The 23,665-nt window shown below is 64.6% G+C and carries 29 protein-coding genes and 2 riboswitches; of the genes, 15 read left to right on the plus strand and 14 right to left on the minus strand.

Annotation, left to right across the window (positions count from 1 at the left end; all coding sequences use genetic code 11):
* Window positions 1-11 precede the first annotated feature (11 nt).
* The 3 genes from gcvH to ACFC2Y_RS14075 form a co-directional block, all read right to left on the minus strand.
* A complete protein-coding gene (gcvH, locus tag ACFC2Y_RS14065; RefSeq protein ID WP_375175959.1) occupies window positions 12-371 on the minus strand; it encodes a glycine cleavage system protein GcvH in 360 nt (119 codons plus the stop codon).
* 17 nt (window positions 372-388) lie between these two features.
* On the minus strand, window positions 389-1,501 hold the full coding sequence (gcvT, locus tag ACFC2Y_RS14070; protein WP_375175958.1) for a glycine cleavage system aminomethyltransferase GcvT: 1,113 nt from the start codon (window positions 1,499-1,501) through the stop codon (window positions 389-391).
* A 129-nt stretch (window positions 1,502-1,630) separates the two neighbouring features.
* A riboswitch (glycine riboswitch) is annotated at window positions 1,631-1,719 on the minus strand.
* 35 nt (window positions 1,720-1,754) lie between these two features.
* On the minus strand, window positions 1,755-2,219 hold the full coding sequence (locus ACFC2Y_RS14075; protein WP_375175957.1) for an RrF2 family transcriptional regulator: 465 nt from the start codon (window positions 2,217-2,219) through the stop codon (window positions 1,755-1,757).
* A 113-nt stretch (window positions 2,220-2,332) separates the two neighbouring features.
* Here ACFC2Y_RS14075 and ACFC2Y_RS14080 point away from each other — a divergent pair, with 113 nt between their 5' ends.
* Window positions 2,333-2,935 (plus strand): gamma-glutamylcyclotransferase family protein, encoded by a 603-nt coding sequence (locus tag ACFC2Y_RS14080; protein ID WP_375175956.1) that lies wholly within the window; start codon window positions 2,333-2,335, stop codon window positions 2,933-2,935.
* A gap of 248 nt (window positions 2,936-3,183) precedes the next feature.
* On the opposite strand, the gene ACFC2Y_RS14085 is transcribed toward ACFC2Y_RS14080, so the two are convergent.
* On the minus strand, window positions 3,184-4,053 hold the full coding sequence (locus tag ACFC2Y_RS14085; RefSeq protein WP_375175955.1) for a hypothetical protein: 870 nt from the start codon (window positions 4,051-4,053) through the stop codon (window positions 3,184-3,186).
* Window positions 4,054-4,178: 125 nt separating this feature from the next.
* Between ACFC2Y_RS14085 and miaB the strand changes: the two genes are divergently transcribed.
* From miaB to ACFC2Y_RS14105, 4 genes are all read left to right on the plus strand, one after another.
* Window positions 4,179-5,495, plus strand: a complete 1,317-nt coding sequence (gene miaB, locus ACFC2Y_RS14090; protein ID WP_375175954.1) for a tRNA (N6-isopentenyl adenosine(37)-C2)-methylthiotransferase MiaB — start codon at window positions 4,179-4,181, stop codon at window positions 5,493-5,495.
* Between the two features lie 283 nt (window positions 5,496-5,778).
* Window positions 5,779-6,318, plus strand: coding sequence for an OmpA family protein (locus ACFC2Y_RS14095; protein WP_375175969.1), 540 nt, complete (start codon window positions 5,779-5,781; stop codon window positions 6,316-6,318).
* Between the two features lie 14 nt (window positions 6,319-6,332).
* Entirely contained in the window at window positions 6,333-6,659 is a 327-nt protein-coding gene (locus tag ACFC2Y_RS14100) for a hypothetical protein (RefSeq protein WP_375175953.1), read from the plus strand.
* 133 nt (window positions 6,660-6,792) lie between these two features.
* Window positions 6,793-7,815: a PhoH family protein gene (locus ACFC2Y_RS14105; RefSeq protein WP_375175952.1), complete on the plus strand. Its 1,023-nt coding sequence runs from the start codon at window positions 6,793-6,795 to the stop codon at window positions 7,813-7,815.
* Between the two features lie 26 nt (window positions 7,816-7,841).
* On the opposite strand, the gene ACFC2Y_RS14110 is transcribed toward ACFC2Y_RS14105, so the two are convergent.
* The gene (locus ACFC2Y_RS14110; protein WP_375186450.1) at window positions 7,842-8,198 is read right to left on the minus strand and encodes a hypothetical protein; all 357 of its coding nucleotides are present in this window, start codon (window positions 8,196-8,198) and stop codon (window positions 7,842-7,844) included.
* A gap of 292 nt (window positions 8,199-8,490) precedes the next feature.
* On the opposite strand from ACFC2Y_RS14110, the gene ACFC2Y_RS14115 reads away from it, so the two are divergent.
* Window positions 8,491-8,682, plus strand: coding sequence for a hypothetical protein (locus tag ACFC2Y_RS14115; protein ID WP_375175950.1), 192 nt, complete (start codon window positions 8,491-8,493; stop codon window positions 8,680-8,682).
* A 21-nt stretch (window positions 8,683-8,703) separates the two neighbouring features.
* On the opposite strand, the gene ACFC2Y_RS14120 is transcribed toward ACFC2Y_RS14115, so the two are convergent.
* Both ACFC2Y_RS14120 and ACFC2Y_RS14125 read right to left on the minus strand, forming a co-directional pair.
* Window positions 8,704-9,618 carry an SRPBCC domain-containing protein gene (locus ACFC2Y_RS14120; protein ID WP_375175949.1) on the minus strand — a complete coding sequence of 305 codons (915 nt, stop codon included), beginning with the start codon at window positions 9,616-9,618 and terminating at the stop codon, window positions 8,704-8,706.
* Window positions 9,615-9,956, minus strand: a complete 342-nt coding sequence (locus ACFC2Y_RS14125) for an ArsR/SmtB family transcription factor (RefSeq protein ID WP_375175948.1) — start codon at window positions 9,954-9,956, stop codon at window positions 9,615-9,617. The genes ACFC2Y_RS14120 and ACFC2Y_RS14125 overlap by 4 nt, the downstream gene beginning before the upstream one ends.
* 106 nt (window positions 9,957-10,062) lie before the next feature.
* Here ACFC2Y_RS14125 and ybeY point away from each other — a divergent pair, with 106 nt between their 5' ends.
* From ybeY to metK, 4 genes are all read left to right on the plus strand, one after another.
* Window positions 10,063-10,557: an rRNA maturation RNase YbeY gene (gene ybeY, locus ACFC2Y_RS14130; RefSeq protein WP_375175947.1), complete on the plus strand. Its 495-nt coding sequence runs from the start codon at window positions 10,063-10,065 to the stop codon at window positions 10,555-10,557.
* A 69-nt stretch (window positions 10,558-10,626) separates the two neighbouring features.
* Complete coding sequence (locus ACFC2Y_RS14135) at window positions 10,627-11,577, plus strand: hemolysin family protein (RefSeq protein ID WP_375175946.1); 951 nt, start codon at window positions 10,627-10,629, stop codon at window positions 11,575-11,577.
* On the plus strand, window positions 11,574-13,136 hold the full coding sequence (lnt, locus tag ACFC2Y_RS14140; protein WP_375175945.1) for an apolipoprotein N-acyltransferase: 1,563 nt from the start codon (window positions 11,574-11,576) through the stop codon (window positions 13,134-13,136). The genes ACFC2Y_RS14135 and lnt overlap by 4 nt, the downstream gene beginning before the upstream one ends.
* Window positions 13,137-13,146: 10 nt before the next feature.
* Window positions 13,147-13,196: riboswitch (SAM-SAH riboswitch) on the plus strand.
* 6 nt (window positions 13,197-13,202) lie between these two features.
* On the plus strand, window positions 13,203-14,384 hold the full coding sequence (metK, locus tag ACFC2Y_RS14145) for a methionine adenosyltransferase (RefSeq protein ID WP_375175944.1): 1,182 nt from the start codon (window positions 13,203-13,205) through the stop codon (window positions 14,382-14,384).
* A gap of 212 nt (window positions 14,385-14,596) precedes the next feature.
* Here metK and ACFC2Y_RS14150 read toward each other — a convergent pair whose 3' ends face one another.
* Entirely contained in the window at window positions 14,597-15,346 is a 750-nt protein-coding gene (locus ACFC2Y_RS14150) for an SDR family NAD(P)-dependent oxidoreductase (RefSeq protein WP_375175943.1), read from the minus strand.
* Between the two features lie 200 nt (window positions 15,347-15,546).
* Window positions 15,547-15,966: a DoxX family protein gene (locus ACFC2Y_RS14155; protein ID WP_375175942.1), complete on the minus strand. Its 420-nt coding sequence runs from the start codon at window positions 15,964-15,966 to the stop codon at window positions 15,547-15,549.
* 234 nt (window positions 15,967-16,200) lie between these two features.
* Here ACFC2Y_RS14155 and trmB point away from each other — a divergent pair, with 234 nt between their 5' ends.
* The 3 genes from trmB to gltX all read left to right on the plus strand — a co-directional run bounded on the left by trmB (window position 16,201) and on the right by gltX (window position 18,780).
* Window positions 16,201-16,911 (plus strand): tRNA (guanosine(46)-N7)-methyltransferase TrmB, encoded by a 711-nt coding sequence (gene trmB, locus ACFC2Y_RS14160; protein WP_375175941.1) that lies wholly within the window; start codon window positions 16,201-16,203, stop codon window positions 16,909-16,911.
* 51 nt (window positions 16,912-16,962) lie between these two features.
* Window positions 16,963-17,391 (plus strand): DUF1801 domain-containing protein, encoded by a 429-nt coding sequence (locus tag ACFC2Y_RS14165; RefSeq protein ID WP_375175940.1) that lies wholly within the window; start codon window positions 16,963-16,965, stop codon window positions 17,389-17,391.
* A 63-nt stretch (window positions 17,392-17,454) separates the two neighbouring features.
* A complete protein-coding gene (gltX, locus tag ACFC2Y_RS14170) occupies window positions 17,455-18,780 on the plus strand; it encodes a glutamate--tRNA ligase (protein ID WP_375175939.1) in 1,326 nt (441 codons plus the stop codon).
* A gap of 114 nt (window positions 18,781-18,894) precedes the next feature.
* Here the strand turns inward: gltX and ACFC2Y_RS14175 are convergent, their stop codons facing one another.
* On the minus strand, window positions 18,895-19,683 hold the full coding sequence (locus ACFC2Y_RS14175) for an enoyl-ACP reductase (protein ID WP_375175938.1): 789 nt from the start codon (window positions 19,681-19,683) through the stop codon (window positions 18,895-18,897).
* Between the two features lie 13 nt (window positions 19,684-19,696).
* Window positions 19,697-20,926, minus strand: coding sequence for a beta-ketoacyl-ACP synthase I (gene fabB / locus ACFC2Y_RS14180; protein WP_375175937.1), 1,230 nt, complete (start codon window positions 20,924-20,926; stop codon window positions 19,697-19,699).
* A 203-nt stretch (window positions 20,927-21,129) separates the two neighbouring features.
* On the opposite strand from fabB, the gene ACFC2Y_RS14185 reads away from it, so the two are divergent.
* A complete protein-coding gene (locus ACFC2Y_RS14185; protein WP_375175936.1) occupies window positions 21,130-21,525 on the plus strand; it encodes a hypothetical protein in 396 nt (131 codons plus the stop codon).
* Here ACFC2Y_RS14185 and ACFC2Y_RS14190 read toward each other — a convergent pair.
* Window positions 21,506-21,841 carry a zinc ribbon domain-containing protein YjdM gene (locus ACFC2Y_RS14190; RefSeq protein WP_375175935.1) on the minus strand — a complete coding sequence of 112 codons (336 nt, stop codon included), beginning with the start codon at window positions 21,839-21,841 and terminating at the stop codon, window positions 21,506-21,508. The genes ACFC2Y_RS14185 and ACFC2Y_RS14190 overlap by 20 nt on opposite strands.
* Window positions 21,842-21,895: 54 nt before the next feature.
* Window positions 21,896-22,405, minus strand: coding sequence for a bifunctional 3-hydroxydecanoyl-ACP dehydratase/trans-2-decenoyl-ACP isomerase (gene fabA / locus ACFC2Y_RS14195; protein ID WP_375175934.1), 510 nt, complete (start codon window positions 22,403-22,405; stop codon window positions 21,896-21,898).
* Window positions 22,406-22,571: 166 nt separating this feature from the next.
* Here fabA and irrA point away from each other — a divergent pair, with 166 nt between their 5' ends.
* Window positions 22,572-22,988, plus strand: a complete 417-nt coding sequence (gene irrA, locus ACFC2Y_RS14200; RefSeq protein ID WP_375175933.1) for an iron response transcriptional regulator IrrA — start codon at window positions 22,572-22,574, stop codon at window positions 22,986-22,988.
* Here the strand turns inward: irrA and ACFC2Y_RS14205 are convergent.
* Window positions 22,947-23,585 carry a hypothetical protein gene (locus ACFC2Y_RS14205; RefSeq protein WP_375175932.1) on the minus strand — a complete coding sequence of 213 codons (639 nt, stop codon included), beginning with the start codon at window positions 23,583-23,585 and terminating at the stop codon, window positions 22,947-22,949. The genes irrA and ACFC2Y_RS14205 overlap by 42 nt on opposite strands.
* Window positions 23,586-23,665 lie beyond the last annotated feature (80 nt).

Raw genomic sequence — 23,665 nt, forward strand, 5'->3', positions numbered from 1 at the left:
CAGGCGCCCGTTCAGGAGATCAGGTCGTTGTATTCCGCCTCGGAGAGGTAGTCGTCCATCTGCGAGGGATCGGCGGGCTTGATCTTGAAGAACCAGGCGTCACCCATGGGGTCCTCGTTGATCTTGCCGGGGTCGTCCACCAGGGCTTCGTTCACCTCGGTGATCTCGCCATCCAGCGGGGCCAGGATGTCGGAGGCAGCCTTGACGCTCTCGATTACCACGCATTCGTCGTCCTTGGACACTTCGGTCCCGGCCTCGGGCAGCTCGACAAAGACGATGTCGCCCAGTTGTTCGGCGGCGTGTTCTGTGATGCCGACGACGATCTCATCGCCTTCGGGGCGCAGCCATTCGTGTTCTTCGGTGAATTTCATGTGGTCCTCGTCAGCTCTCAGCGTTTGAAATTGGCAGGGGTGAAGGGCAGCGGGGCGACCTCTACGGGCGCGCGTTTGCCGCGCAGTTCGGCGGATATGATGGTCCCAGGCGCGGCCATGTCAATCGGGACATACCCCATGGAGACAGGCGCCTGCACGGTCGGGCCGAAAGCGCCGGAGGTGATGGTGCCGATCTGGTAGGTCACCTCGTCGGAGGCGAATAGCGGGACCCCCTCCCGCATCGGGGCGCGGCCCTGCGGCGCAAGGCCGACACGCTTGCGGGGCGCGCCCTCGGCCAGTTCGCGCAGGATACGGTCGGCGCCAGGGAAGCCCCCTTCGCGGTCACCGCCGGTGCGGCGGACCTTCTGGATGGCCCATTGCAGCCCGGCCTCGACCGGCGAGGTCGTGGTGTCGATGTCGTGGCCATAGAGGCAGAGCCCGGCTTCCAGCCGCAGGCTGTCGCGCGCGCCGAGGCCGATCGGCAGGGTGTCCTCGTGATCCAGCAGGGCGCGGGCGAGCGTGTCGGCGGCGCCTTCAGGGACGGAGATTTCATAGCCATCCTCGCCGGTGTAGCCGGAACGGGAGACCCAGCATTCCGCCCCGCAGAGAGTGACGGTGCGGACGTCCATGAATTTCATGTCGGCGACTTCGGGGGAAAGCGTCGCCAGCACGGCCTCGGCTTTCGGCCCCTGCAGGGCGAGCAGGCAGCGGTCGGTGATTTCTTCCACCTCCACGCCCGTCAGGTTGGCGCGCATATGGGCAAGGTCCGCGGTCTTGCAGGCGGCATTGACAACGACAAAGAGGTGGTCGCCACGGTTGGCGAACATCAGGTCATCGAGGATGCCGCCCTCGTCATTCGTAAAGACCCCGTAGCGCTGGCGACCTTCCTTGAGGCCCAGCACATCGACCGGCACCAGCGCCTCGAAGGCGCGGGCCACATCGTCGCCGCGCAGGATCACCTGGCCCATATGGGAGACATCGAAAAGACCGGCAGCGGCGCGGGTGTGGAGGTGTTCCTTCATCACCCCGGCGGCATATTGCACGGGCATCTCGTACCCGGCGAAGGGCACCATCTTGGCGCCCAGTTCCACGTGAAGATCATGCAGCGGCAGGCTGTGCAGGTCGTTCATCCCGGTCCTTCCCGACCCGGAGAGCGCCGGGCATCGCGAGGCGCGTCACGCGCCACGATGCCCCCTCTGTCCTTGCGCCTGAGATCGCTATCCCTTCGGCGGGCGCCTTTCGCGCCACTCTCCAGAGTTCGTCAACGGCAGGTCCCTTGGGCCTGAGAGTTTCCGGGGCGGTTGCTCCTTCGGCACCGGTGGATGACCGGTTCTCCCTGTCCGTGGGGTCTGGTTAGCGCGGCGGCGCGGCCCGCGCAAGGGGTCAGGCGTGCAGGCTGCGCTGCGGACAGGTGACAGGCAGGGTCAGGATCGCATCCAGCTGATTATTGTCGCAGACCAGATCGGCCAGGGTCACATCATCCATCGAGGCATAGAAGGCCTCCGTCGCCCGGGCGATGACATGGCGCAGGCGGCATGCGTCGATCAGCGGGCAGGTGTTGTCCTCAGCGTCGAAGCATTCGGTGATCGGCACGGAGGCCTCGGTGGCGCGCATGACCTCCCCGACGCGGATATCCTCCATCGCGCGGGACAGCCGCATCCCCCCGTTGCGGCCGCGCTGCGTGTGCAGGAAACCAAGCTGGGCCAGGCGGTTGATGACCTGGGCGAGGTGGTTTTCGGAGGTATTGCAGGCTTCGGCGATTTCCGCTTTCGTGACCAGGGTGTGTCTGTTCACGCCGCAATGCATCAGAACCCGCATCGAGATGTTGGAACGCTTGGTCATTCGCATGGTGGTTCTCCCCCCTTGCTCCGGCCGGGCAGGCCGGGCTGCCGGGCCCGTCGACCGCGGCTTTCCTAAGATGTGACTTGCATGCATCATCAGGGATCGCGGAAAACGCGTATATGACATGGATCAAACAGGAGCCGGAATTGCCCCACGACCCTTTTTTCTTTGGATATGGCAGCCTCGTGAACACCGCGACCCATGTTTATGACCGCCATCACCGGGCGCGTCTGGACGGCTGGCGGCGGGTCTGGCGGCATACGCCGTTCCGGGAAATGGCGTTCCTGACGGCGGAGCCTTTCGAGGGCAGCTATATCGACGGGCTGATCGCCGCCGTGCCCGGGGCAGACTGGGCGGCGCTGGACCTGCGCGAGACCGGCTATGACCGGGTGCCGCTGGACCGCGGGATCAGCCATGAGGCCGTGCAGGCGGGCGAGATCGCGGTCTATCATATCCCGGAGGGCAAACATGGCCCCGCCGACGGGGACCGGCCCATCCTGATGAGTTATCTCGACGTGGTGGTGCAGGGCTATCTGCAGGTCTTCGGCGCGGAGGGCGGGCAGCATTTCTTTGACACGACCGCCGGATGGGACGGGCCGATCCTGAACGACCGGGCCCAACCGCTCTACCCCCGCGCGCAGTTGCTGCGGGAGGAGGAGACGAGCTTTGTCGACCGGGCGCTGGCGAAGATGGGCGCGAGGATTGTGGAGGCGGAGGGTTAGGGGGCGAGGCAGATCTGAATTAGTTCCTATAGGTCGATCTTCATAATCGAGGGCTGCGCCGACCCGCGGGGTGGCGCAATTGCGCCGCCCCAGGGGGGCGGGTCGGCGCAGCCCGGCGTTGCCGCCGGGCGGGACATTTGATCAAAGCTCCAAGGCAATGCACGGATGTACATCCCGGCTGCTGCAGGCCGACCCAAGCTTAAACCCCGCCGACAGCCCGCCTCACCACACCACCAACCAACCCATCCTCAAAACCACTGCCCCGGCTCCATCAGCCCCAGCTTCAGCAACTGACTGGAGGTCCAGTCGAAGGGGGCGGAGTTGTGCCAGCGGAAGGTGTCGATCTCGTAGGTTGATCCCGGGTTCCGCTTCAGCGCCTTGGCCGCCCGGAAGGAGCAGACCGTCGCCGTCAGGTTGTTGTGCCATTTGCAGGCGTAGGTGTTGTACTCTTCGTCGTTGAAGGTGAAATCCGGGTTCATCCGCAGCCCCTGACGGGCGCGGAAGAGGGAAATCCGGTCGATGCGGCGGCGATCCGGGGGCACGTGTTCCTCGAACCGCCATTTCAGCCCGCCGTAGAAATCCAGCTGCCGTTCCTTGGGGTACCCGTGGTTGCCCGGGTCCTTGCGGGCGAGCGCGTAGTAGCCGGACTTGTCCAGCCAGGCGTCGTCCAGTGCCACCGCATTCGGCGCTTGGTCGAGATCGCCGGCGTAGAGGTCGACGACATAGGTCAGCATGGCGTCGCGCCGCTCTTCGCCGTGGAAGGTCAGCATTTCGCCAACCGTGCGGTGTTCGCAGAAGGGATGCAGCAGGTATTCGGCGTTGTAGCAGTAGTAGAGCCAGGCGCCGACGGCGATATTGGCGGCGCGGGTCACCGCCTCTTCGATCCGGTCGCCGCGGTTGAGGTCGTAGTCCACGCGGGTGGTCCAGGGCTGGACGTCGCGGGCGATGCGAAAACTCGGCGGGGCCAGCAGGATGACGGATTTGAACCCGGCCTTGTGGTGGTGGCGCAGGGTGCTGTCGATCTCCACCTCGTCCTCGGCAAAGATCATCGCCGAGGGGCCCTTGGTGAACTCTGGCGGCCGGGCGTTCAGAAACGCGTCGAGGCTATTGAACTGCATCCCCTGTCCCGTCCGATCTGCATTGTGCCTGTGGCCCGAAGGTCCAGCCTTTTGGCCCGCATTGCAAGACCCGGTGGTTTGGGCTAGTCAGACGCCCTGATCCCCTGCCCTATTCGAGATCCGCGATGACCCAGCCCAAGAAGCTTTTCATCAAGACCTACGGCTGCCAGATGAACGTCTATGACAGCGAACGCATGGCCGAGGCCCTGGGCGGCAATGGCTATGTCGAGGTCGGCTCGCCGGACGAGGCGGACATGATCCTGCTGAATACCTGTCACATCCGGGAAAAGGCAGCGGAGAAGGTCTATTCGGAACTGGGCCGGTTCAAGGGGCTGAAGTCGGAAAAGCCGGACTTGAAGATCGGCGTGGCGGGCTGTGTCGCGCAGGCCGAGGGCGAGGAGATCATGCGCCGCCAGCCCATGGTCGATCTGGTTGTCGGCCCGCAGAGCTACCATCGCCTGCCGGAGATGGAGGCCAAGGCGGGCGCGGAGAAGGTGATCGACACCGACTTCCCCGAGGAAGACAAGTTCGAGAAGTTGAAAAGCCGCCCCAAGGCAAAACGCGGGCCGACCGCGTTCCTGACCGTTCAGGAGGGCTGCGACAAGTTCTGCGCCTTCTGCGTCGTGCCCTATACCCGGGGGGCGGAGGTATCGCGCCCGGTGGAGCGGGTGCTGGCCGAGGCACGCGATCTGGTGGACCGCGGGGTGCGGGAGATCACCTTGCTGGGCCAGAACGTCAACGCCTACCACGGCGCAGGGCCGGATGGCGGGGACTGGTCGCTGGCCCGGCTGATCCGGGAGTTGGCGGAGATCGACGATCTGGCGCGCATCCGGTTCACCACGTCGCATCCCAACGACATGGACGACGATCTGATCGCGGCGCATGGCGATTGCGAGAAACTGATGCCCTATCTGCATCTGCCGGTGCAGTCGGGGTCGGACAAGATCCTCAAGCGGATGAACCGCAGCCATGATCGCGACAGTTACCTGCGCCTGATCGAGCGGATCCGAACGGCGCGGCCCGATATCCTGATCTCCGGCGACTTCATCGTCGGCTTCCCGGAGGAGACGGACGAGGATTTCCGCGACACGATGCGGCTGATCGAAGAGGTGAATTACGGTCAGGCCTTTTCGTTCAAGTATTCGACCCGACCCGGCACGCCCGCGGCGGAACGGTCGCAGGTGCCGGAGGATGTGAAATCCGACCGGCTGCAGGAGCTGCAGGCACTGATCACCCGCCAGCAACGCGCGGTGCAGGATGCCATGGTCGGCCGCGAGGTCGGCGTGCTGATCGAACGGCCGGGGCGGATGCCGGGGCAGATGGTCGGCAAGTCCGACCATCTGCATGCGGTGCATATCCAGTGCGATCTGGCCCCCGGGTCGCTGGCGCGCGTCCGGATCGTCGAAAGCGGGCCGAATTCCCTGGGCGGCGAGCTGCTCTGACGCGAGCTTGACCCGGGGTGATTCCCGGCACCGCTGCAGGGTGCACCCGTAGCCGACGACAGCGCCAACAACCGGGGCACGACCGCTATAATTCGTGCTGCCCGTCGCCGGAATAGCTATATTTCGGTATCATTTCCTCGGATTGAATCTTCACAAGTGCCCGCAAACCGCTAAAGTGTGGGCAGATAAAATGCTTGGGTCTCACCTGCTGCCAATCCGGGGGACCCTTGGGGGATGCAGAGGGAAATAAGTGGTGAAGCTGGATATCAGATCAGCCGGAACGATGCTGAAGGGGCTGTTTGCAGCCGCCCTCTGCGTCGTGACGGTTTCCGCCGGTCCGGCCCTGGCACAGGGCAAGGGCTACAACGAAAGATACGTCCCGACGATCTGGGTCGATCCAGATGGCTGCGAACACTGGGCCATGGATGACGGCTTGGAAGGCTACATGAGCCCGCATCTGACGCGTCAGGGCCTGCCGGTCTGCCACCGCAAGAACGTTTGCGGCGTGATGCAGACGGACCAGTTCTTCGCGACGGACAAATACTACATCAGCCCCAGCAACCAGAAGCGTCTGGCGGAGTTCTTCCAGAAATCCACCGCGACGGCCTTCATTATCGCGGGTCACACCGACAGCCGCGCCTCGGACGAATACAACATGCGCCTGTCCTACAACCGCGCCAATTCCGTGGCCAAGGTCGGCGCCGCTGTCGGGGCCAATATCGTGGACGTGCGCGGATATGGCGAACGGATGCCGGTCGCGGCGAACAATTCCGCTGCGGGCATGGCCCAGAACCGCCGCGTCGAAATCATCTGCATTCAATGAGCGGAAGGACTGTCATGACACTCAAGAAGCTCATTCTCGGATGCGCCATGATCGGGGGCGTTGCCGCCTGTGGCCACCCCAGCCCGACACCGGATTTCAAGGGTGTGGACCGTGGCTTCGGCCGCAAGCACCTGAGCCAGCTGCAGGCGGGGATCTGGATCGACCCGAATGGCTGTGACCACTGGATCATCGACGATGGCGCCGAAGGCTACCTGTCCACGCGCCTCGATCCCTACGGCAAACCGGTCTGTTCCGGCACCGCGCCGCCGAACACGGCGACGGGCGGGTTCAAACGCGGCGGGCAAATCGGTGACCCGCGCACCGCGACAGTCTCGGGATAAGCGGCGGACCGGGATGCACATCGGACCCGCATATCAAGCAAAGAGATGCCGCAGGTTCACGCCTGCGGCATTTTTGATTTCCGGCCCGGCCCGGACTGCCCTACCCTATGGATACCAACATTAGGAGATCTGCTTGGCTGCCACATTGCTGCCCCCCCGCGAGACCAACGCCGACACCCTGGCCGAGGTCGCTGTCGAATTCCCCGACAACTTCCTGCTGATCGAACTGTGTGGTGAGTTCGATCGCAACCTGGCCGAGATCGAACAGAAGCTGTCCGTTCAAATCCTGCGCCGTGGAAACCACCTGGTGGCCATGGGCGAAAAACCCGCGGCGGAGGAAGCGGTGCAGGTCCTGCGCAAGCTGTATGCGCGGCTGGAGGCCGGACGGCCCGTCGGCCCCGGCGATATCGACCGCGAGCTGCGGATGCCCGATGCAAACCTTGACCGGGGCAAGAGCCGGGACGGCAAGCAGATCGAGATGTTCAAGGGCGGCCCGGTGGAGATCAAGACCCGCAAGAAGGTGGTGGAGCCGCGGACGGAGGCGCAAAAGGCCTATGTCCAGAACCTGTTCCAGCACGAGATGGCGTTTGGCATCGGGCCTGCGGGCACCGGCAAGACCTATCTCGCCGTGGCGGTTGGCGTGTCGATGTTCATCGACGGGCTGGTAGACAAGATCATCCTGTCGCGTCCGGCCGTGGAGGCGGGCGAGAAGCTGGGTTATCTGCCCGGCGACATGAAGGACAAGGTCGATCCCTACATGCAGCCGCTCTATGACGCGCTGAACGATTTCCTTCCCGGCAAGCAACTCGCCAAGATGATGGAGGAAAAGGTGATCGAGATCGCGCCGCTGGCCTTCATGCGGGGACGGACGCTGTCAAACGCCTTTGTCGTGCTGGACGAGGCGCAGAACGCCACGACCATGCAGATGAAGATGTTCCTGACCCGCCTGGGCGAAGGGTCGCGCATGGTGATCACCGGCGACCGCAGCCAGGTGGACCTGCCGCGCGGGATGCCGTCGGGGCTGAAGGATGCGGAGGGTTTGCTGAAGGGGATCGACAAGATCAGCTTTAACTACTTTACCGCCAAGGACGTGGTGCGGCATCCGCTGGTCGCCAGGATCATCGAGGCCTACGAGGCGGCAGAGGGTAAGAGTTGAGAAACGGGGGTGAGGCGCGAGGCCAATCAGGCCTCGGACGCCTCGTCCTTTTTCGCCGGTCTGAACGCGCCTGTGTCCAGATCGTCGACGTTCAGCGGTTTCATGTACCAGGCGGTGCCGCAGGGCAGCCATGGGACTGTATCCCGATCGAAGGTGGACAGGACGATGATCGGCAACTGCGCCACCTTCAGTCCGCTGGCCAGATGTTCGCAGACCGCTTCCGGCTTGTGAATGTCGAGAATCACGCCTGAAAATCGCCCATGACCGGCCTGGATCGCCGAGGACACCCCCGAATAGCCAGTGAATTGCGTCGAATATCCCTGCGCATTCAAGCTCATCTCGAGATCAAGTGACAGCAGCGGGTCGTCGCTGACGATCAGCACATCCTTCGCCTCAGAGGCGAGCGCGCCGTTTGATTTCAATTGTCCGATGATTCTTTCCATGCACCGGACATAGGCGCGTTAACTAGTTTTTTCAATGTTTTTCAGATACTTAGTTTGTAATTTTGCACCCTATACTAGAGATTGTCACTTTACTTATTTTGCTCATAATACATATGGGTCAACTGACGGTTATTGCAAAAAGAAACGCCAAACACAGATAGAACGCTACAGATCGAGACGGATCATCGAGATGAAACAGGACCCATCAAAAAGGCTTGAACGGCTCCAGATCATGTTGACGGATGATGAACTGCGCGCGGTGGATGACTGGCGGTTCAAGTTGCATATGCCCAGTCGGTCCGCAGCGGTCCGCGAACTACTGCGGCGCGGTCTTGCGGCCGAAGGGTATTACGGGCAGGCGGAAAGCGGCTCCCCCTCCTCGAAGTTCGGCGTTCTGGATGATCCTGACAAGAACGTGCCCTGACGAAGGGGCGCCACCCCTCCATCACAGCCTGCGCGCCGCCTGTTCGAGTTTGGCCAGCGTCTCGTAGCCCTTCTCCAGCGCCCCGAATTGCATGGCCTCCGCAGCTGCCATGTCGGCCAGGGTCATGCGCATGGTCACGCGGGTGCCCCCCGCCTCCTCCGTGAACTCCACCACCACGTCCGCATGATGCCGCATGTCGTCGAAGCCGCTCAGTCGGTAGGTCAGGCGGCGCTCCTTCTCCATCTCGCCGAAGTCGTGCAGGTTGGGATGGCGTTGCCCCTCGCCGATCATGGTGAACCGCCAGTGGCCGCCAGGACGCAGGTCGATGCTCTCGGTCTCGCAGTGATACCCCTCCGGCCCCCACCATTTCGGCAGCAATTCGGGATCGGTCCAGGCCTTCCAGGCGAGGGCCACAGGCGCGTCTATCCGGCGGGTCAGCAGGAGTTCACGGTCAGGCGCAGGGCCGGCCATGGCGGAGGCGGCGACGCCGAGCTGATCGGCCACGGTGCCCCAGCCCTCGAAGAAGCCCATCTTCTCGTGATTGTCCCGCGCCTCGGTCGAGGCATGACGGACCAGCACGTCATAGGTCGTGCCCCCGCCTTCGGCGTCCGAGAATGTCAGGATTGCAGTCATGAAGGGGCTGGGATTCATGATCCAGCCGGGGGAATAGGCATCGGTGAAGACCAGGCGGCGGGTTGGGTCGGCCTCCAGAATGACGCCGGGGCTGTCCATGATGTTGCCGTCCACATTCATCTTCGTGCGGAAGATGCCGCCGGGGCGCAGGTCGATCTCGGCCTCTTCGACCGTGTGGGGGGCGGGCATGAACCATTTGGGCAGCAGCGCCGGGTCGGTCCAGCAGGCCCAGACTAGATCGCGCGGGGCGTTGAGGGTCCGGGTGAAGGCGAGGTCGGTGTCGGGGTTCGGTGACAGGGTCATTCGGTCTGATCCTTGGCAAGTTGGGTAACAAAGGCGTCGAAACGATCGAGGCGGGCCTCCCACAGGTCACGCTGCGCGGTCAGCCAGTCCTTTGCCGGGGCAAAGGCACCGGGCACCAGGGCGCAGGTGCGGACACGCCCATCCTTTTCGGAGGAGATCATCCCCGCCGCCTCCAGTTTCTTCAGGTGGCCCATGAAGGAGGGCATGGCCATGTCGAAGGGCGCCGCAAGCTCGGAGACCGAGGCGGGCCCACGTGAGAGCCGTTCAAGGATCGCGCGCCGGGTCGGATCGCCGAGGGCGGTGAAAACGGTATCGAGGGAGAGATCATACTTAGCCATGACCCTAACTATTCACGGATGTGGAGTCGGCGCAAGTGAAAACTTAGGCCTATCCCTAAGTTTCTGTCATCTTGCCGGGCGGGCGCGCAGGCATTAGCTGGACTGGATGAGCGTGGACATCATCTATGAGGACGACCGCTGGCAGTCAGCGGGGCTGGAGCCGCTTGCCGAGGCCGCCACTGCGGCAGCGCTGTCCCATCTTGGGCTGGATGCGGAGGAATGGGAAGTGTCCCTTCTGGCCTGCGACGACGCGCGGATTGCCACGCTGAACGCGGAGTTTCGCGGCAAACCGGTGCCGACCAATGTGCTGTCCTGGCCGTCCGAGGAACGGGGGGCGGAGACACCCGGCGCGCGGCCCGATCTGCCCGAGCCTGGCTTCGATCCGGAGCTGGGGGATATCGCCATCGCCTATGACACCTGCGCGCGTGAGGCCGCGGAAGGCGGCAAACCGCTGGCGGACTATGTGACGCATCTGATCGTTCACGCAGTGTTGCATCTTCTCGGCTATGATCACGAAAATGACCCGGATGCGGCCCTGATGGAGGGATTGGAGACGGAAATACTTGGCAAAATGGGTCTGCCGGACCCATATGGGGCATGATAGGGGGTGTTCCCCGGCACCGGACCGATTCGGCTAGCGGATCGGACAGGCGCATTATGGTAAGGATAGATGGGCGACAAAACCGACGGGTCTTCTAACGCAGCGCAGGGCGCGCTGCCTGAGGGCAAGACGACATCCAAGGACGCAGAGAGTGCCCCGAGGCGGGGTTTCTGGGCGCGTCTGTTTGGTGGGGGACCGACCCCGCAAGTTTCCACTCCGCAACCTCCGAGGGCCGAGGGCACGCCACAGCGGCAGACCCATGGCATGATCAACCTGCGCCGGATGCGGGTTGAGGATGTTGCGATTCCCAAGGCTGAAATCGTTGCCGTGCCGGTGACGATCACGCGCGAGGATCTGGTGAAGGTCTTTCGCGACAGCGGCATGACGCGCCTGCCGGTGTTCCAGGACACGCTGGATACGCCGGTCGGGCTGGTGCACCTCAAGGACTTTGCTCTGCGCCACGGGTTCAACGGCAAGCAGACGCGCTTTTCGATGAAGGCGATGCTGCGGCCGCTGCTGTTCGTCCCGCCCTCGATGCCGATTGGCGTGCTGCTGCAGAAGATGCAGACCGAACGGCGGCACATGGCGCTGGTGATCGACGAATACGGCGGCGTGGACGGGCTGGTGACGATCGAGGACCTGATCGAACAGGTGATCGGCCAGATCGAGGACGAGCATGATGTCGAGGAGGGCAAGCTCTGGACGCGGGAGGCCGACGACAGCTATCTCGCCCTGGCCAAGACCCCGCTGGCAGAATTCGGCAATGAGACGGGCGTCGACCTGACGGCAGACGACAGCGTCGACGAAGAAGAGATCGACACGCTTGGTGGGCTGGTCTTCATGCTGTCGGGCCGTGTGCCCGCGCGGGGGGAGGTCGTGCCCCACCCCGCCGGCCATGAGTTCGAGGTGGTCGATGCGGACCCCCGCCGGATCAAGCGGCTGCGGGTGCGGCTGCGCCCCGAGGGCGCCCCGGCCCTGAGCGACCCCGAAGAGACCCCTGCGGAGATGGCCGCCCAATGAGCGACCGGCCGTCGGTCGGCGCGCACCTGGCCCGGCTGGATCGTCTGACGCCACGGCGGCGGCTGCTCTGGGCCTTTGTCGCCGGGGGCGGTGCCGCATTCGGCCACGCCCCCTGGAGCCTCTGGCCCCTGACGATATTCGGCCTGGCCCTGGTCTTTGCCCTGTCACGCCCGCTGGTGCGGTCGCGCGAAGTGGCGAAGGTATGGTGGGCCGCGGGCACCGGCTATTTCGGCGTCGCGCTCAGCTGGATCATCGAACCTTTTCTGGTGGACATCGAGGTGCATGGGTGGATGGCCCCCTTCGCTCTGGTCTTTATGGCCGGGGGGCTGGCGCTCTTCTGGGGTCTGGCAGGCGGGGCGGTGCGGCGGATCAGCCGGGGCCATGGCGCCGGGCTGGCGGTGGCGACCGGGCTGGCGCTTGTGCTCGCGGGATGGGCGCGCGGGCTGGTCTTCACGGGCTTTCCCTGGGCCCTGCCCGGTCATGTGCTGATCGCCTCTCCGGCGCTGCAACTCGCACAATTGGGCGGGGCGATGCTGCTGTCGCTGGTGGTGGTGGGGCTGGCCCTGTCGCTCTTCTTCGCGCTCGCCCGTCCCTGGCCCGGGCTGGTGATCTGGGGTGCGGCGGCAGCACTGCCATTTGCCCTTGGCGCGGCCCTTATGCCGCCGCCGGGAGAGACACAGGGCAGGCCGATTGTCCGGCTGGTGCAGCCGAACATCCCGCAGGCGGAGAAATGGGACCCGGTCAAGGCGCCGCAGCATTTCGACCGGCTGCTGGCGCTGAGCGCGGAACCGGGGGAACCGGACCTCGTGGTCTGGCCCGAAACCGCCGTGCCCGCCTGGCTGGAGGAGGTGCCGCATCTGCTGCCCGTCTTGTCGGAGGCTGCGGGGCAGAGGCCCCTGGTCTTCGGCATCAACCGTGTCGAGGGGCAGCGGATCTATAACGCACTGGTGCTGCTTTCGCCCGGTGGCGAGGTCGCGGAGGTCTATGACAAGCACCACCTGGTTCCCTTTGGCGAATACATCCCCTTAGGCGATCTCCTGGGCCGGTTCGGGCTGCGCGGGCTGGCGCAGCGCGACGGCGGCGGGTTTTCCCCCGGGCCGGGTGCGCGGCTGATTGATCTGCCGGGGATCGGGCCGACCCTGCCGCTGATCTGCTACGAGGGGATCTTTCCCGGCGATATCGCGGCCAGCCCGGCGCGGCCGGAGGTGCTGCTGCTGATCACCAATGACGCCTGGTTCGGCACGGTCTCCGGCCCCTATCAGCATCTGGCGCAGGCGCGCTTGCGATCGGTGGAACAGGGGCTGCCGATGGTGCGGGTGGCCAATACGGGCGTGTCGGCCGTGATCGACCCGGCCGGGCGGCTCAGCGGCGAGATGCCGCTTGGCACGGCAGGGATCCGGGATGTGCCCCTGCCCCCGCCCCTTGGTCCGACGCTTTACTCCCGCAGTGGCGACTGGCCCTGGGCGTTGCTGATGATGCTGGGGCTGGTGGTGCTGGCCCTCCGCAGCCGGAAAAATCCTACCGATAAGGGCGTTGACGCCCCCGGCGGCGGGGTCTAATGCGATAGGACTGCTGCTCCAACGGCTTCCTGACGGAGCGGTCTAACACCTATCGGAGCACTTTTCATGACCCGCAAGAACTATATCTTCACCTCGGAATCCGTTTCCGAGGGGCATCCGGACAAGGTTTGTGACCGGATTTCCGATGCCGTCCTCGATGCGCTTCTGTCGGAAGAGCCGCAGGCGCGCGTCGCCTGTGAAACCTTTGCCACCACCAACCGCGTCGTGATCGGTGGCGAAGTGGGCCTCGCGGATCAGGAAAAGCTGCAGGATTACATGGGCCGGATCGACCAGATCGCCCGCGCCTGCATCAAGGACATCGGCTACGAGCAGGACAAGTTCCACCACGAGACGGTGGAGGTGACCAACCTGCTGCACGAGCAATCCGCCCATATCGCCCAGGGCGTCGATGCCGGCGACAACAAGGACGAAGGCGCCGGCGATCAGGGCATCATGTTCGGCTATGCCACGACCGAGACCGATGATCTGATGCCCGCGCCGATCCAGTTCGCGCACCGGATCCTCCGCCGTCTGGCCGAGGTGCGCAAGGATGGAACCGAACCGACCCTGGGGCCGGATGCGAAATCCCAGGTCTCCTTGCGGTATGAAGACGGTCGCCCGGTGGAGGTCACGCAGCTGGTTCTTTCGACCCAGCACAATGACGCGAACCAGACCTCGGAGGATATCCGCGAAATCGTCATGCCCTACATCCGCGAGGTCATCCCGACCGAGTGGCTGACCGCCAATACCGAATACTGGATCAACCCGACCGGCAAGTTCGTCATCGGCGGTCCCGATGGCGACGCGGGTCTGACCGGGCGCAAGATCATCGTGGATACCTACGGCGGCGCGGCGCCGCACGGTGGCGGCGCGTTTTCGGGCAAGGATCCGACCAAGGTCGACCGCTCTGCCGCCTATGCGGCGCGCTATCTGGCGAAGAACGTCGTTGCGGCGGGCATGGCCGAGAAGTGCACCATCCAGCTGTCCTATGCGATCGGGATTTCCCGGCCGCTGTCGATCTACGCCGACACCTACGGCACCGGCCAGGTCGACGAGGCCGAGATTGAACGCGCCGTGGCGCAGGTAATGGACCTGACCCCCCGCGGCATTCGCGAGCATCTGGAGCTGAACAAACCGATCTACCAGCGCACCGCGGCCTACGGGCATTTCGGCCGCAAGCCGGAGGCAGACGGCGGGTTCTCCTGGGAGAAGACGGATCTGGTCGAGGCGCTGAAAAAAGCGGTCTGAGCGCGACCGGACAGTGAAACGGATGTGCCCCGGCCTTGCGCCGGGGCCTTCTTGTTTGCGACCCGATACTGCCGCGGCCAGGTCCAGGCACCACCCACGCCCCGGCCTCGTGCCGGGGCCGTTCAGTATCATGACGTCAGCACGAGCGAGGCCCCGGCGCGGGGGCAGGGGCATGTTTCTCACTCCGCCGGAGAGGCAGCACCACGGCTGGCTTATCGAGCCGTGTACCCGCCATCGAGTGGATAAACCCCGCCGGTCGCAAACCCCGCATCCTCGGACAGGAGAAAGGCCACAAGGGCCGCGACTTCCTGCCTGCGCGCCATCCGTCCGAGGGGGTGCATGGCGGCCAGGGCAGCGTGCTCTTCTTCGGGCATGGCCTTCATTGCGGGTGTATCCACGAAGCCGGGCGCGACGGCGTTCACCCGGATACCTCTCTTGGCGCAGTCCAACGCAGCTTCGCGGGTCAGCCCGATCACCCCGTGTTTCGCGGCCGTGTAATCCGCCATGCCTCCAAAGCCGACCAACCCGTTTGCCGCGGCCATGTTGACGATCGCCCCGCCCCCGCTCGCCTCGATGGCGGGTATCTCGTGCTTGAGGCAGAGGAAACAGCCGGTCAGGTTTGTCGCAATCACCGCACTCCATGTATCGGCTGATTTATCTGTCAGCGGGATCGGGCCTTCCGCAGGCCCGCCCGCATTGTTGACCGCAAGATGCAGGCCGCCAAAGCGGTCGCAGACCGCCTTGACCATCCACATCACGGCATCTTCGTCAGTCACATCACAGGCCATGCCGAAAGACCGCGCCCCTGTCGGGTCCAACCGGTCTGCGGTGGTCCGGGCGTCGTCTTCGTCCCTGCTGCACAGGGCCACGTTGGCGCCGAGGTTGAACAGATGCGCCGCGATCGCTTCGCCATTTCCGCGCGTACCGCCGGTGACCAGCGCCGTTTTCCCTGTCAGCTTCATACCCTGTTCTCCGCCTGCTCCGTGATTGCGGAATGGTCAGTCGAAGCACAGTCGAGATCAAGTCTGTGGCGAGCAGGCTGTTGACAGCGTGGTGTCAGGAGGCGTGCTATTTCGGAGCGCAGAGACACACGTCCGCCCCGCCTCAGGGCGGGACGGAGCGAGCGAGGGCGCAGGGCCTTCGGATGTAGAAAGTGCGGGTGCTATTCCGCCGGGACAGCGGCACCGCGCTTGTCGACGGACAGGGCGCCGGGGCCGAAGGCGACGACCATCAGCATGCCGCCCGCGATGGTGACGTTCTTCATGAAGCTAATCACTTCGCCCTGTGCGGCCATTCCTTCCATGCCGAAGGAGGGCACGAGGTGGAACAGCAGGCCGGAGACGAGCGAGAAGCCCGCCAGGAGGAAGGCCGCGGGGCGGGCCTGCCAGCCGATGAGCAGGGCGATGCCGCCGACGACCTCGACCAGGATGACGATCGGCAGAAGTGCGCCGGGGACGCCCATCATCTCCATGTAGCCCTGGGTCCCGGAATAGCCGGAGATCTTTTGCAGACCGGAGAGGATGAACATGAAGGAAAGAAGAAGACGGCCAAGCGGCGCGGCATAGTTGAGCATTTGAGACATGGTAGGTTCCTTGGGTTTCACTGCCCTTGCGGGTATGGCGGGTGTATGCCAGTTGCGCGTGATCGCCGATATTCCAATAAATTCGACAGCCCTTGTGCGCAGATGCGCAGAGACGCCCGCCTCGTCTCAACTGGTCACCCCTCAGGCTGGCGTAAGATGGTGCCCGCGGCGGTGTCGGCCCGCACCCGTCGAGCCGCGGTTGATCCGGCCCCGCGCCGGAGCTATGGGGACGGGATGAGCACTCAGCACCCCTCCGGCGCCCCCTGGCGCAACTTCTACGGCCGGTTCAAGGGCAAGGGCCTGCGCAAGTCGCAGGAGGCCTACCTCGACGAGGACCTCGACGCGCTGTCCCCTGGCCCGGTTGGCTGGGACGTGAACCCCGACCGAAACCCGCTGGACCTGGAGGCGCTCTTCGGCGAGCGGGATGTCTGGCTGGAGGTCGGCTTTGGCGGCGGCGAGCATCTGGTGCACCAGGCCGCGCAGAACCCGCAGGTCGGGATCATCGGGGCCGAGCCCTATATCAACGGCGTGGCGATGCTGTTGGGTAAGATCCGCGAGGCCGGTGTCGAAAACCTGCGGGTGCATCCCGGGGATGCGCGCGATCTGTTTGACGTGCTGCCGAACGGGTCGCTGTCGCGGGCCTTTCTGCTGTACCCCGATCCCTGGCCGAAGAAGCGCCACCACCGCCGCCGTTTTGTCACCCCGGAACATCTGGAGCCGCTGGCGGCCAAGCTGAAGCCCGGGTCGATCTTTCGCGTGGCGACCGATATCCCCGATTACGTCCGCCAGACGCTGGAACAGGTGCCGCGCCACGGGTTCGAGTGGCTGGCCGAAGGGCCCGCGGACTGGCGCGAACCCTGGGACGACTGGATCTCCACCCGCTACGAGCAGAAGGCGCTACGCGAGGGTCGTGTGCCGCATTACCTGACTTTCCGACGGCGCTGAGACTGGACGGAGGGCGGGTTCGGCCCCTAGGGTCGTGCCGCGAGGTGCCCCATGTCCGACCAGAAGACACAACCGACCGATGTCACGCCCGAGGCCTTTCTGTCCGGGGTGCAGCCGCCCCGACGGCAGGCGCAGGGACAGGAGTTGCTGGAGCTTTTCGGTCAGGTCACTGGCTGGCCGGCGCGGATGTGGGGGCCCAGCATCGTCGGCTATGGCGTCTATGACTACACGTACAAGAGCGGACGGACCGGCACCTGGATGGCGACGGGGTTTTCCCCGCGCAAGGCGGCTTTGTCCGTCTATATCATGCCGGGTTACCAGAATTACGGCGCGATCCTCGACCGGCTCGGCCCGCACAAGATGGGGAAATCCTGTCTCTACATCACCCGGCTCGATGCGGTGGACAAGGGGGTGCTGGCCGAGCTGATCGGCACCGGGATCGACGATCTGGCAAAAATCTGGCCGGTGCGGGCGCAATAGCCCCCGCAAGATGGACATTTCCGCCGGTTTGTGACAAAGCCCCCGGGCACTCAGGAGCCCAGCATGACCGTCACCCGTTTCGCCCCCTCGCCGACCGGCTTTATCCACGTCGGCAATCTGCGCACCGCGCTCTTCAACTTCCTGATCGCCCGCAAGCAGGGTGGCACTTTCATCCTGCGGATCGACGACACCGATCCGGAGCGATCGAAGGAGGAATATGTCGACGCGATCAAGCAGGATCTGGAGTGGCTGGGCCTGCACTGGGACCGGGTGGAGCGGCAGTCGGAACGGCTGGACCGCTATGCCGAAGCCGCAGACAAGTATCGAGAGATGGGCCGCTTCTACGAGGCCTTCGAGACGCCGACCGAGCTGGACCTGAAACGGAAGAAACAGCTGAACATGGGCAAGCCGCCGGTCTATGACCGCGCCGCGCTGGCGCTGTCGGAGGACGAAAAGGCCAAATTGCGCGCTGAGCGGGGCGATGGCGTCTGGCGGTTCAAGCTGGATCAGGAGCGGATCGAATGGACCGACGGCATCCTCGGCGATCTGTCGATCGACGCGGCCTCGGTGTCTGACCCGGTGCTGATCCGGGCAGATGGTCAGGTGCTCTATACGCTGGCCTCTGTCGTGGATGATACGGATATGGGCGTGACCCATGTCGTGCGCGGCTCGGACCATGTGACCAATACGGCGACGCAGATCCAGATGATCGCGGCCCTTGGCGGCACCGCGCCCGACTTCGCGCATCACTCGCTGCTGACCGGCCCGCAGGGCGAGGCGCTGTCGAAACGTCTGGGCACCCTGTCGATCCGTGACCTGCGCGCGCGGGGGATCGCCCCGATGGCGCTGCTGTCGCTGATGGCGCGGCTCGGGTCGTCGCAGCCGGTGGAGCTGCGGTCGTCCATCGACGAGTTGGTCGAGGGGTTCGATCTGACCACCTTCGGTTCGGCCCCGACGAAGTTCGACGAAAACGACCTGCTGCCGCTGACGGCGCATGTGCTGCAGGCGACGCCCTTTGACGCGGTGAAGGACCGGATCGCCGCCGCCGGTGTGCCCGATGACAGGGCCGAGGCCTTCTGGGCCGTGGTGCGCGACAATATCTCCGTTCTGGACGAGGTCGACGGGTGGTGGGCCCTGATGCGCGACGGGGCGGAGCCGCTGGTAGAGGCGGAGGACGAGGCCTTCATCCGCGAAGCGATGGCGATGCTGCCCGCTGAAGTCGATGGCGAGACTTGGGGCCAGTGGACCGCCGCCGTGAAGGAGGCGACGGGCCGCAAGGGCAAAGGGCTCTTCATGCCGCTGCGCAAGGCGGTGACGGGGCGGACGAATGGGCCGGACATGGCGTCCTTGCTGCCGCTTTTGCAGGTGATCCCGGCGCGGGAATTCTGATCCTAGCGGTGCGTGCAAGCACGCACCCTACGGGCGGGATGTAGGGTGCGTGCAAGCACGCACCCTACGGGCGGGATGTAGGGTGCGTGCTTGCACGCACCGCCATGCACGCAGTTAAAGGTTCTCCGGCTGCGGCATCCCCAGCACGTGGTAGCCGCCGTCGACGCGGATGATCTCTCCGCTGGTGAAGGCGCCGGCATCCGAGGCCAGATAGACCGCCGTCCCGCCGACTGCCTCCAGCGTCGCATTGGCGCGGAGGGGGGAGTTCGACTCGGTCTGGCGGAAGGTCTTGCGCGCGCCGGAAATCGCGGCGCCGGCCAGGGTCTTCATCGGGCCGGGGGAGATGGCGTTGACGCGGATGCCATCGGGGCCCAGGTCGTTGGCCAGATACCGAACTGCGGATTCCAGCGCCGCCTTGGCCACGCCCATGACGTTGTAATAGGGCGTCACGCGAGTGGAGCCCTGGTAGGTCAGGGTCAGGATCGTGCCGCCCTCCTTCATCAGGGGGGCCGCGCGGCGCGAGACGTCGATCAGGGAATAACAGGAAATATCCAGCGAATTCTTGAAGTTCTCGCGGCTGGTGTTGATGAACCGACCCGCCAGTTCGTCCTTGTTGGAAAAGGCGATGGCATGGACGAGGAAGTCGATCCTGGGCCATTTGGCTTTCAGTTCGGCAAAGCCCCGGTCCATTGCGGCGTCGTCGGTTACATCCATGTCGACCATGAAGTCGGAGCCTAGCGACTGGGCCAGCGGCAGGACGCGTTTGCCAAAGGCCTCGCCCTGGTAGCTGAAAGCCAGCTCGGCCCCGGCCGCGGCCATTTCCTTTGCGATGCCCCAGGCGATCGACCGCTCGTTGGCGACCCCCATGATGAGCCCGCGCTTGCCTTCGAGAAGTCCTGCCATCTGTCTACCCGTCTTACCCGTTATAGCGGCTCAGCAGCATGGACCCGTTGGTCCCGCCGAAGCCGAAGCTGTTGGTCATCACCGTATCGAGGCCCGCGTTTTCGACAAGGGCGGTCGCGATCTCTTCGGGCTTCAGCTCGGGATCGAGGGTTTCGACATTGATCGAGGGTGTGATGAAATCGTCCTTCAGCATGAGCAGGCAGAAGATCGCCTCCAACGCGCCGGCCGCGCCTTGGGCGTGGCCCGTCATCGACTTGGTAGAGCTGATCGGCGGGGTCTGCCCCTCGCCGAAGACGCGGCGCACGGCCTGCACTTCGCCCACATCGCCGACGGGGGTGGAGGTGCCGTGGGCGTTGATATAGCCGACCTTGCGGCCCTCGGGCAGCGTGTCGAGGGCAAGGCGCATGGCACGTTCACCGCCCTCACCCGAGGGGGCAACCATGTCGTGGCCATCGGAGGTCGCGGCATAGCCGGTGACCTCGGCATAGATCTTCGCCCCGCGCGCCAGGGCGTGGTCCAGATCCTCCAGCACCACGATGCCGCCGCCGCCGGAGATGACAAAGCCGTCGCGGCTTTCGTCGAAGGCGCGGGACGCCTTGTCGGGCGTGTCGTTGTATTTGGAGGACATGGCGCCCATGGCGTCGAAGAGGCAGGACAGCGTCCAGTCCAGTTCCTCGCCGCCGCCGGCAAACATCATGTCCTGCTTGCCCAGCATGATCTGTTCCGCCGCATTGCCGATGCAGTGCAGCGAGGTCGAGCAGGCGGAGGTGATGGAGTAGTTGATGCCCTTGATCTTGAAGGCCGTCGCGAGGTTGGCCGAGACTGTGGAGGACATGCATTTCGGCACGGCGAAGGGGCCGATCCGCTTGGTCGCGCCGGATTTCAGCACGGTCTGATGGGCGGCCAGCATGGCGGAGGTGGACGGCCCGCCGGACCCGGCCACGAGGCCGGTGCGCGGGCTGGTGATGTGGCTTTCATCCAGGCCCGCATCCTCGATCGCCTGTTGCATGGCGATATAGGCATAGGCGGCACCCGGCCCCATGAAGCGCAGGGTTCGCTTGTCGATATGGTCTGCCGGGTCGATCTTGAGCGTCCCGGCAATCTGGCTGCGGAACCCGTGTTCCGCCATTTCGGGGGAGGCCACGATGCCGGATTTTCCGGCCTTGAGCGAGGCGGTGACCTCTTCGGCAGTGTTGCCGATGCTGGAGACGATCCCCAGACCGGTTACGACGACTCGGCGCATGTCATATCCCTAGTTGTGTTGGCAGTCTGTGTAGGACATGGGGACGGTCGGGCGCAAGGACGAGAGGCAGCGGCGCGCGAATGTCGCGATCCGCCGACGCGGGGGCCTTTCCGGACGAGGCGTGACGTGCCGAGGCGCGACGATATCACTTGCCGGCGCGGAGGATCCGAGGCTTAGCTGATCCGTCACTCAGAGGCGCTTCCATGGACAAATCGGACTTTGCCACCCTCGTCGCGAACGAGATCCTGCCGGAGGGCCGCATGGGCCACGCGCTGGACATCCACCGAAACCCGCCGGGGCGGGGTGTGTCGGCCGAGCGGCGTGCCATGGCGGCCTGGCTCAGCGCGTTGACGGAGGAGGACCGCGCCCGGATCGAACACCTGATGGCAGATGCGCGGGAGGCGGCGGTCTTCGGCATGCTGGTGCTGCTGGATGACGCCACCCAATATCGCGACGGCGAGGAGGTCGGCGAACTGCGGCTGGAATATCGCGACCGGGATGGCGGTGTGACTCATCTGAACGCCCCGCGCGGCGAGGACCTTCACGATCTGTTCAAATGGGCGCTGAAGGACCGGGAGACTAACCGGACACCTTCTTGACGAACTGCGACTTCAACCCGATCTGGCCGATGCCGGGGATCTTGCAGTCGATGTCATGATCGCCGGGGACGAGGCGGATATTCTGGACCTTGGTGCCGACCTTCACGGTCTGCGAGGTGCCCTTGAGCTTGAGGTCCTTGATCACCGTCACCGTGTCGCCATCGCTGAGGACGTTGCCGACACTGTCGCGGATCACCTCTTCTACCGTCGCCGCAGCGGACCACTCATGCCCGCATTCGGGACAGACGAGCAGCGCATCCATCGCGTAGGTGAAGGCAGAGGCGCAGTCGGGGCATGGCGGCAGGGTTTCGGTCATGCGCCCGCTATGATCAGCGGAAGGCACCCCCGCCAGCGCAACAAGGTCGCAGGCTTAGCTTTCCGACAGCGCGACCTTCATGTCCTTCACGACGTAGATCTCTTCTCCATCGGCCTCGACCCGGCCGTCGGCGACGCCCATGGTCAGGCGGCGGGTCTGGATCGCCTTGGTGAAGTCGACGTAGTAGGTCAGCATCTTGCGTTCGGGACGGACCATTCCGGTCAGCTTTACCTCGCCCACGCCGAGGGCATAGCCCCGCCCCTGCCAGCCGCGCCAGCCGAGGTTGAAACCGGTCAGCTGCCAAAGGCCGTCGAGGCCGAGGCAGCCGGGCATGATCGGGTTGCCGGGGAAGTGGCATTCGAAAAACCACAGGTTGGGCGTGATGTCGAATTCGGCCCGGACATGGCCCTTTCCGTGCAGGCCGCCGTCACCGGAGATATCGGTGATCCGGTCCATCATCAGCATCGGCGGCGCCGGAAGCTGCGCATTGCCGGGGCCGAAAAGCTCGCCCCGCGCACATTTCAGAAGATCTTCCTTGTCGAAGCTGGACGGATAGTCGGCCATGCAGTCGGACCCTTTCCCCTTGGGCTGAACATTGCCCCCTCTATCACCCGGGTCGCGCGCCATGCAAGGGGCGGGGCCGGGGCGCGGCAATCGGACCCTTGCGTGGTGCATTGAAACCGGGGGCATAGACGGGCTATAGTGCGGGCCGAGCAAGGGATTGAGACCAATGTCCGGTAGCGAACACGCAATTGTAACGGATTGGCTGGCAGGCGGCGGGCTGCGCCCGACGCGGCAGCGGGTTGCGCTGGCAGAATTGCTGGTCGGCGATGGCAAGCATCGGCATGTCACGGCCGAAAGCCTCTATGCCGCGGCGCAGACCGGCGGGCAGTCGGTGTCGCTTGCAACGGTCTACAACACGCTCAAGGCCTTCTGCGAGGCCGGTCTGATCCAGGAAATCACCGTCGACGGGTCGAAAAGCTATTTCGACACCAACATGCATGACCACCCGCATTTCTTCTGGGAAGACACCGGGCAGTTGACGGATGCGCCCGCAGATCAGCTGGAAATCACCCGCCTGCCGGATCTGCCGGAGGGCGCGGAACTAGCCAAGGTTGACGTCGTTATCCGCCTGCGCCGGGGCTGATCGCGGCGGCGTACCGATCTCCTGCATCCTGCGCCGGGCGATCTTGAGCCCTTCGGCATAGGCCTCCCCGTCGCCGTATTCCATGAACTGATCGTAGTGCCGGTGGCGTCCCTGAACGCGGGCGGCGTGTTTGATGGGGCACCAGTAAGCCTCTGTCCGGCCCGCAATTTCGGCGACATAGGCGATCAGCCCGTTGACGTAGCCGCAGTAGAAACAGTTCACCTTCTGGATGGAGTTCAGATAGGCCAGGTGGTGCCGATCGAACCGGATATACTCGGCGCGCCGGACCCTTGGGATGCCATAGGCCCGGAAACAGATCGCTTGGTAGAGGCTGACGAAAAGATCCAGCAGCGCGAAGGGCACGATCAGGGAATAGATCACCGGCGCCGTCAGCAGGTGGCGCGGAGGGCTCTTGACCAAATAGGGGGCAAGCCGGGCGCGCAGGTTTCGATGACGACGACGCACACCCTCCTCCCAGACGACGCGGTTGTTGTCCAACCGATAGCGCATCGCGGACCGGGCGCTTTCGAATTCCGCCTCCAGCTGGTCCTGAAGCTGACCTATTCTTTCGCGTAGGGATTCGACGGTGTTGGACATGGCGGTCTCCGGATTACGGCTCCAAAAATAAGGTCTCTCGCAGCTTTGTCACCTGCTGCGCCGCCCCGCGCTTATGACAA

Source organism: Pseudooceanicola sp., assembly GCF_041987405.1.
Taxonomy (GTDB): domain Bacteria; phylum Pseudomonadota; class Alphaproteobacteria; order Rhodobacterales; family Rhodobacteraceae; genus Pseudooceanicola.

Coding starts and splice junctions, on each gene's coding strand:
- gcvH (WP_375175959.1), bottom strand. CDS start 371: ATGAAATTCACCGAAGAACACGAATGGCTGCGCCCCGAAGGCGATGAG.
- gcvT (WP_375175958.1), bottom strand. CDS start 1,501: ATGAACGACCTGCACAGCCTGCCGCTGCATGATCTTCACGTGGAACTG.
- ACFC2Y_RS14075 (WP_375175957.1), bottom strand. CDS start 2,219: ATGCGAATGACCAAGCGTTCCAACATCTCGATGCGGGTTCTGATGCAT.
- ACFC2Y_RS14080 (WP_375175956.1), top strand. CDS start 2,333: ATGACATGGATCAAACAGGAGCCGGAATTGCCCCACGACCCTTTTTTC.
- ACFC2Y_RS14085 (WP_375175955.1), bottom strand. CDS start 4,053: ATGCAGTTCAATAGCCTCGACGCGTTTCTGAACGCCCGGCCGCCAGAG.
- miaB (WP_375175954.1), top strand. CDS start 4,179: ATGACCCAGCCCAAGAAGCTTTTCATCAAGACCTACGGCTGCCAGATG.
- ACFC2Y_RS14095 (WP_375175969.1), top strand. CDS start 5,779: ATGCTGAAGGGGCTGTTTGCAGCCGCCCTCTGCGTCGTGACGGTTTCC.
- ACFC2Y_RS14100 (WP_375175953.1), top strand. CDS start 6,333: ATGACACTCAAGAAGCTCATTCTCGGATGCGCCATGATCGGGGGCGTT.
- ACFC2Y_RS14115 (WP_375175950.1), top strand. CDS start 8,491: ATGTTGACGGATGATGAACTGCGCGCGGTGGATGACTGGCGGTTCAAG.
- ACFC2Y_RS14120 (WP_375175949.1), bottom strand. CDS start 9,618: ATGACCCTGTCACCGAACCCCGACACCGACCTCGCCTTCACCCGGACC.
- ACFC2Y_RS14125 (WP_375175948.1), bottom strand. CDS start 9,956: ATGGCTAAGTATGATCTCTCCCTCGATACCGTTTTCACCGCCCTCGGC.
- ybeY (WP_375175947.1), top strand. CDS start 10,063: ATGAGCGTGGACATCATCTATGAGGACGACCGCTGGCAGTCAGCGGGG.
- ACFC2Y_RS14135 (WP_375175946.1), top strand. CDS start 10,627: ATGGGCGACAAAACCGACGGGTCTTCTAACGCAGCGCAGGGCGCGCTG.
- lnt (WP_375175945.1), top strand. CDS start 11,574: ATGAGCGACCGGCCGTCGGTCGGCGCGCACCTGGCCCGGCTGGATCGT.
- metK (WP_375175944.1), top strand. CDS start 13,203: ATGACCCGCAAGAACTATATCTTCACCTCGGAATCCGTTTCCGAGGGG.
- ACFC2Y_RS14150 (WP_375175943.1), bottom strand. CDS start 15,346: ATGAAGCTGACAGGGAAAACGGCGCTGGTCACCGGCGGTACGCGCGGA.
- ACFC2Y_RS14155 (WP_375175942.1), bottom strand. CDS start 15,966: ATGTCTCAAATGCTCAACTATGCCGCGCCGCTTGGCCGTCTTCTTCTT.
- trmB (WP_375175941.1), top strand. CDS start 16,201: ATGAGCACTCAGCACCCCTCCGGCGCCCCCTGGCGCAACTTCTACGGC.
- ACFC2Y_RS14165 (WP_375175940.1), top strand. CDS start 16,963: ATGTCCGACCAGAAGACACAACCGACCGATGTCACGCCCGAGGCCTTT.
- gltX (WP_375175939.1), top strand. CDS start 17,455: ATGACCGTCACCCGTTTCGCCCCCTCGCCGACCGGCTTTATCCACGTC.
- ACFC2Y_RS14175 (WP_375175938.1), bottom strand. CDS start 19,683: ATGGCAGGACTTCTCGAAGGCAAGCGCGGGCTCATCATGGGGGTCGCC.
- fabB (WP_375175937.1), bottom strand. CDS start 20,926: ATGCGCCGAGTCGTCGTAACCGGTCTGGGGATCGTCTCCAGCATCGGC.
- ACFC2Y_RS14185 (WP_375175936.1), top strand. CDS start 21,130: ATGGACAAATCGGACTTTGCCACCCTCGTCGCGAACGAGATCCTGCCG.
- ACFC2Y_RS14190 (WP_375175935.1), bottom strand. CDS start 21,841: ATGACCGAAACCCTGCCGCCATGCCCCGACTGCGCCTCTGCCTTCACC.
- fabA (WP_375175934.1), bottom strand. CDS start 22,405: ATGGCCGACTATCCGTCCAGCTTCGACAAGGAAGATCTTCTGAAATGT.
- irrA (WP_375175933.1), top strand. CDS start 22,572: ATGTCCGGTAGCGAACACGCAATTGTAACGGATTGGCTGGCAGGCGGC.
- ACFC2Y_RS14205 (WP_375175932.1), bottom strand. CDS start 23,585: ATGTCCAACACCGTCGAATCCCTACGCGAAAGAATAGGTCAGCTTCAG.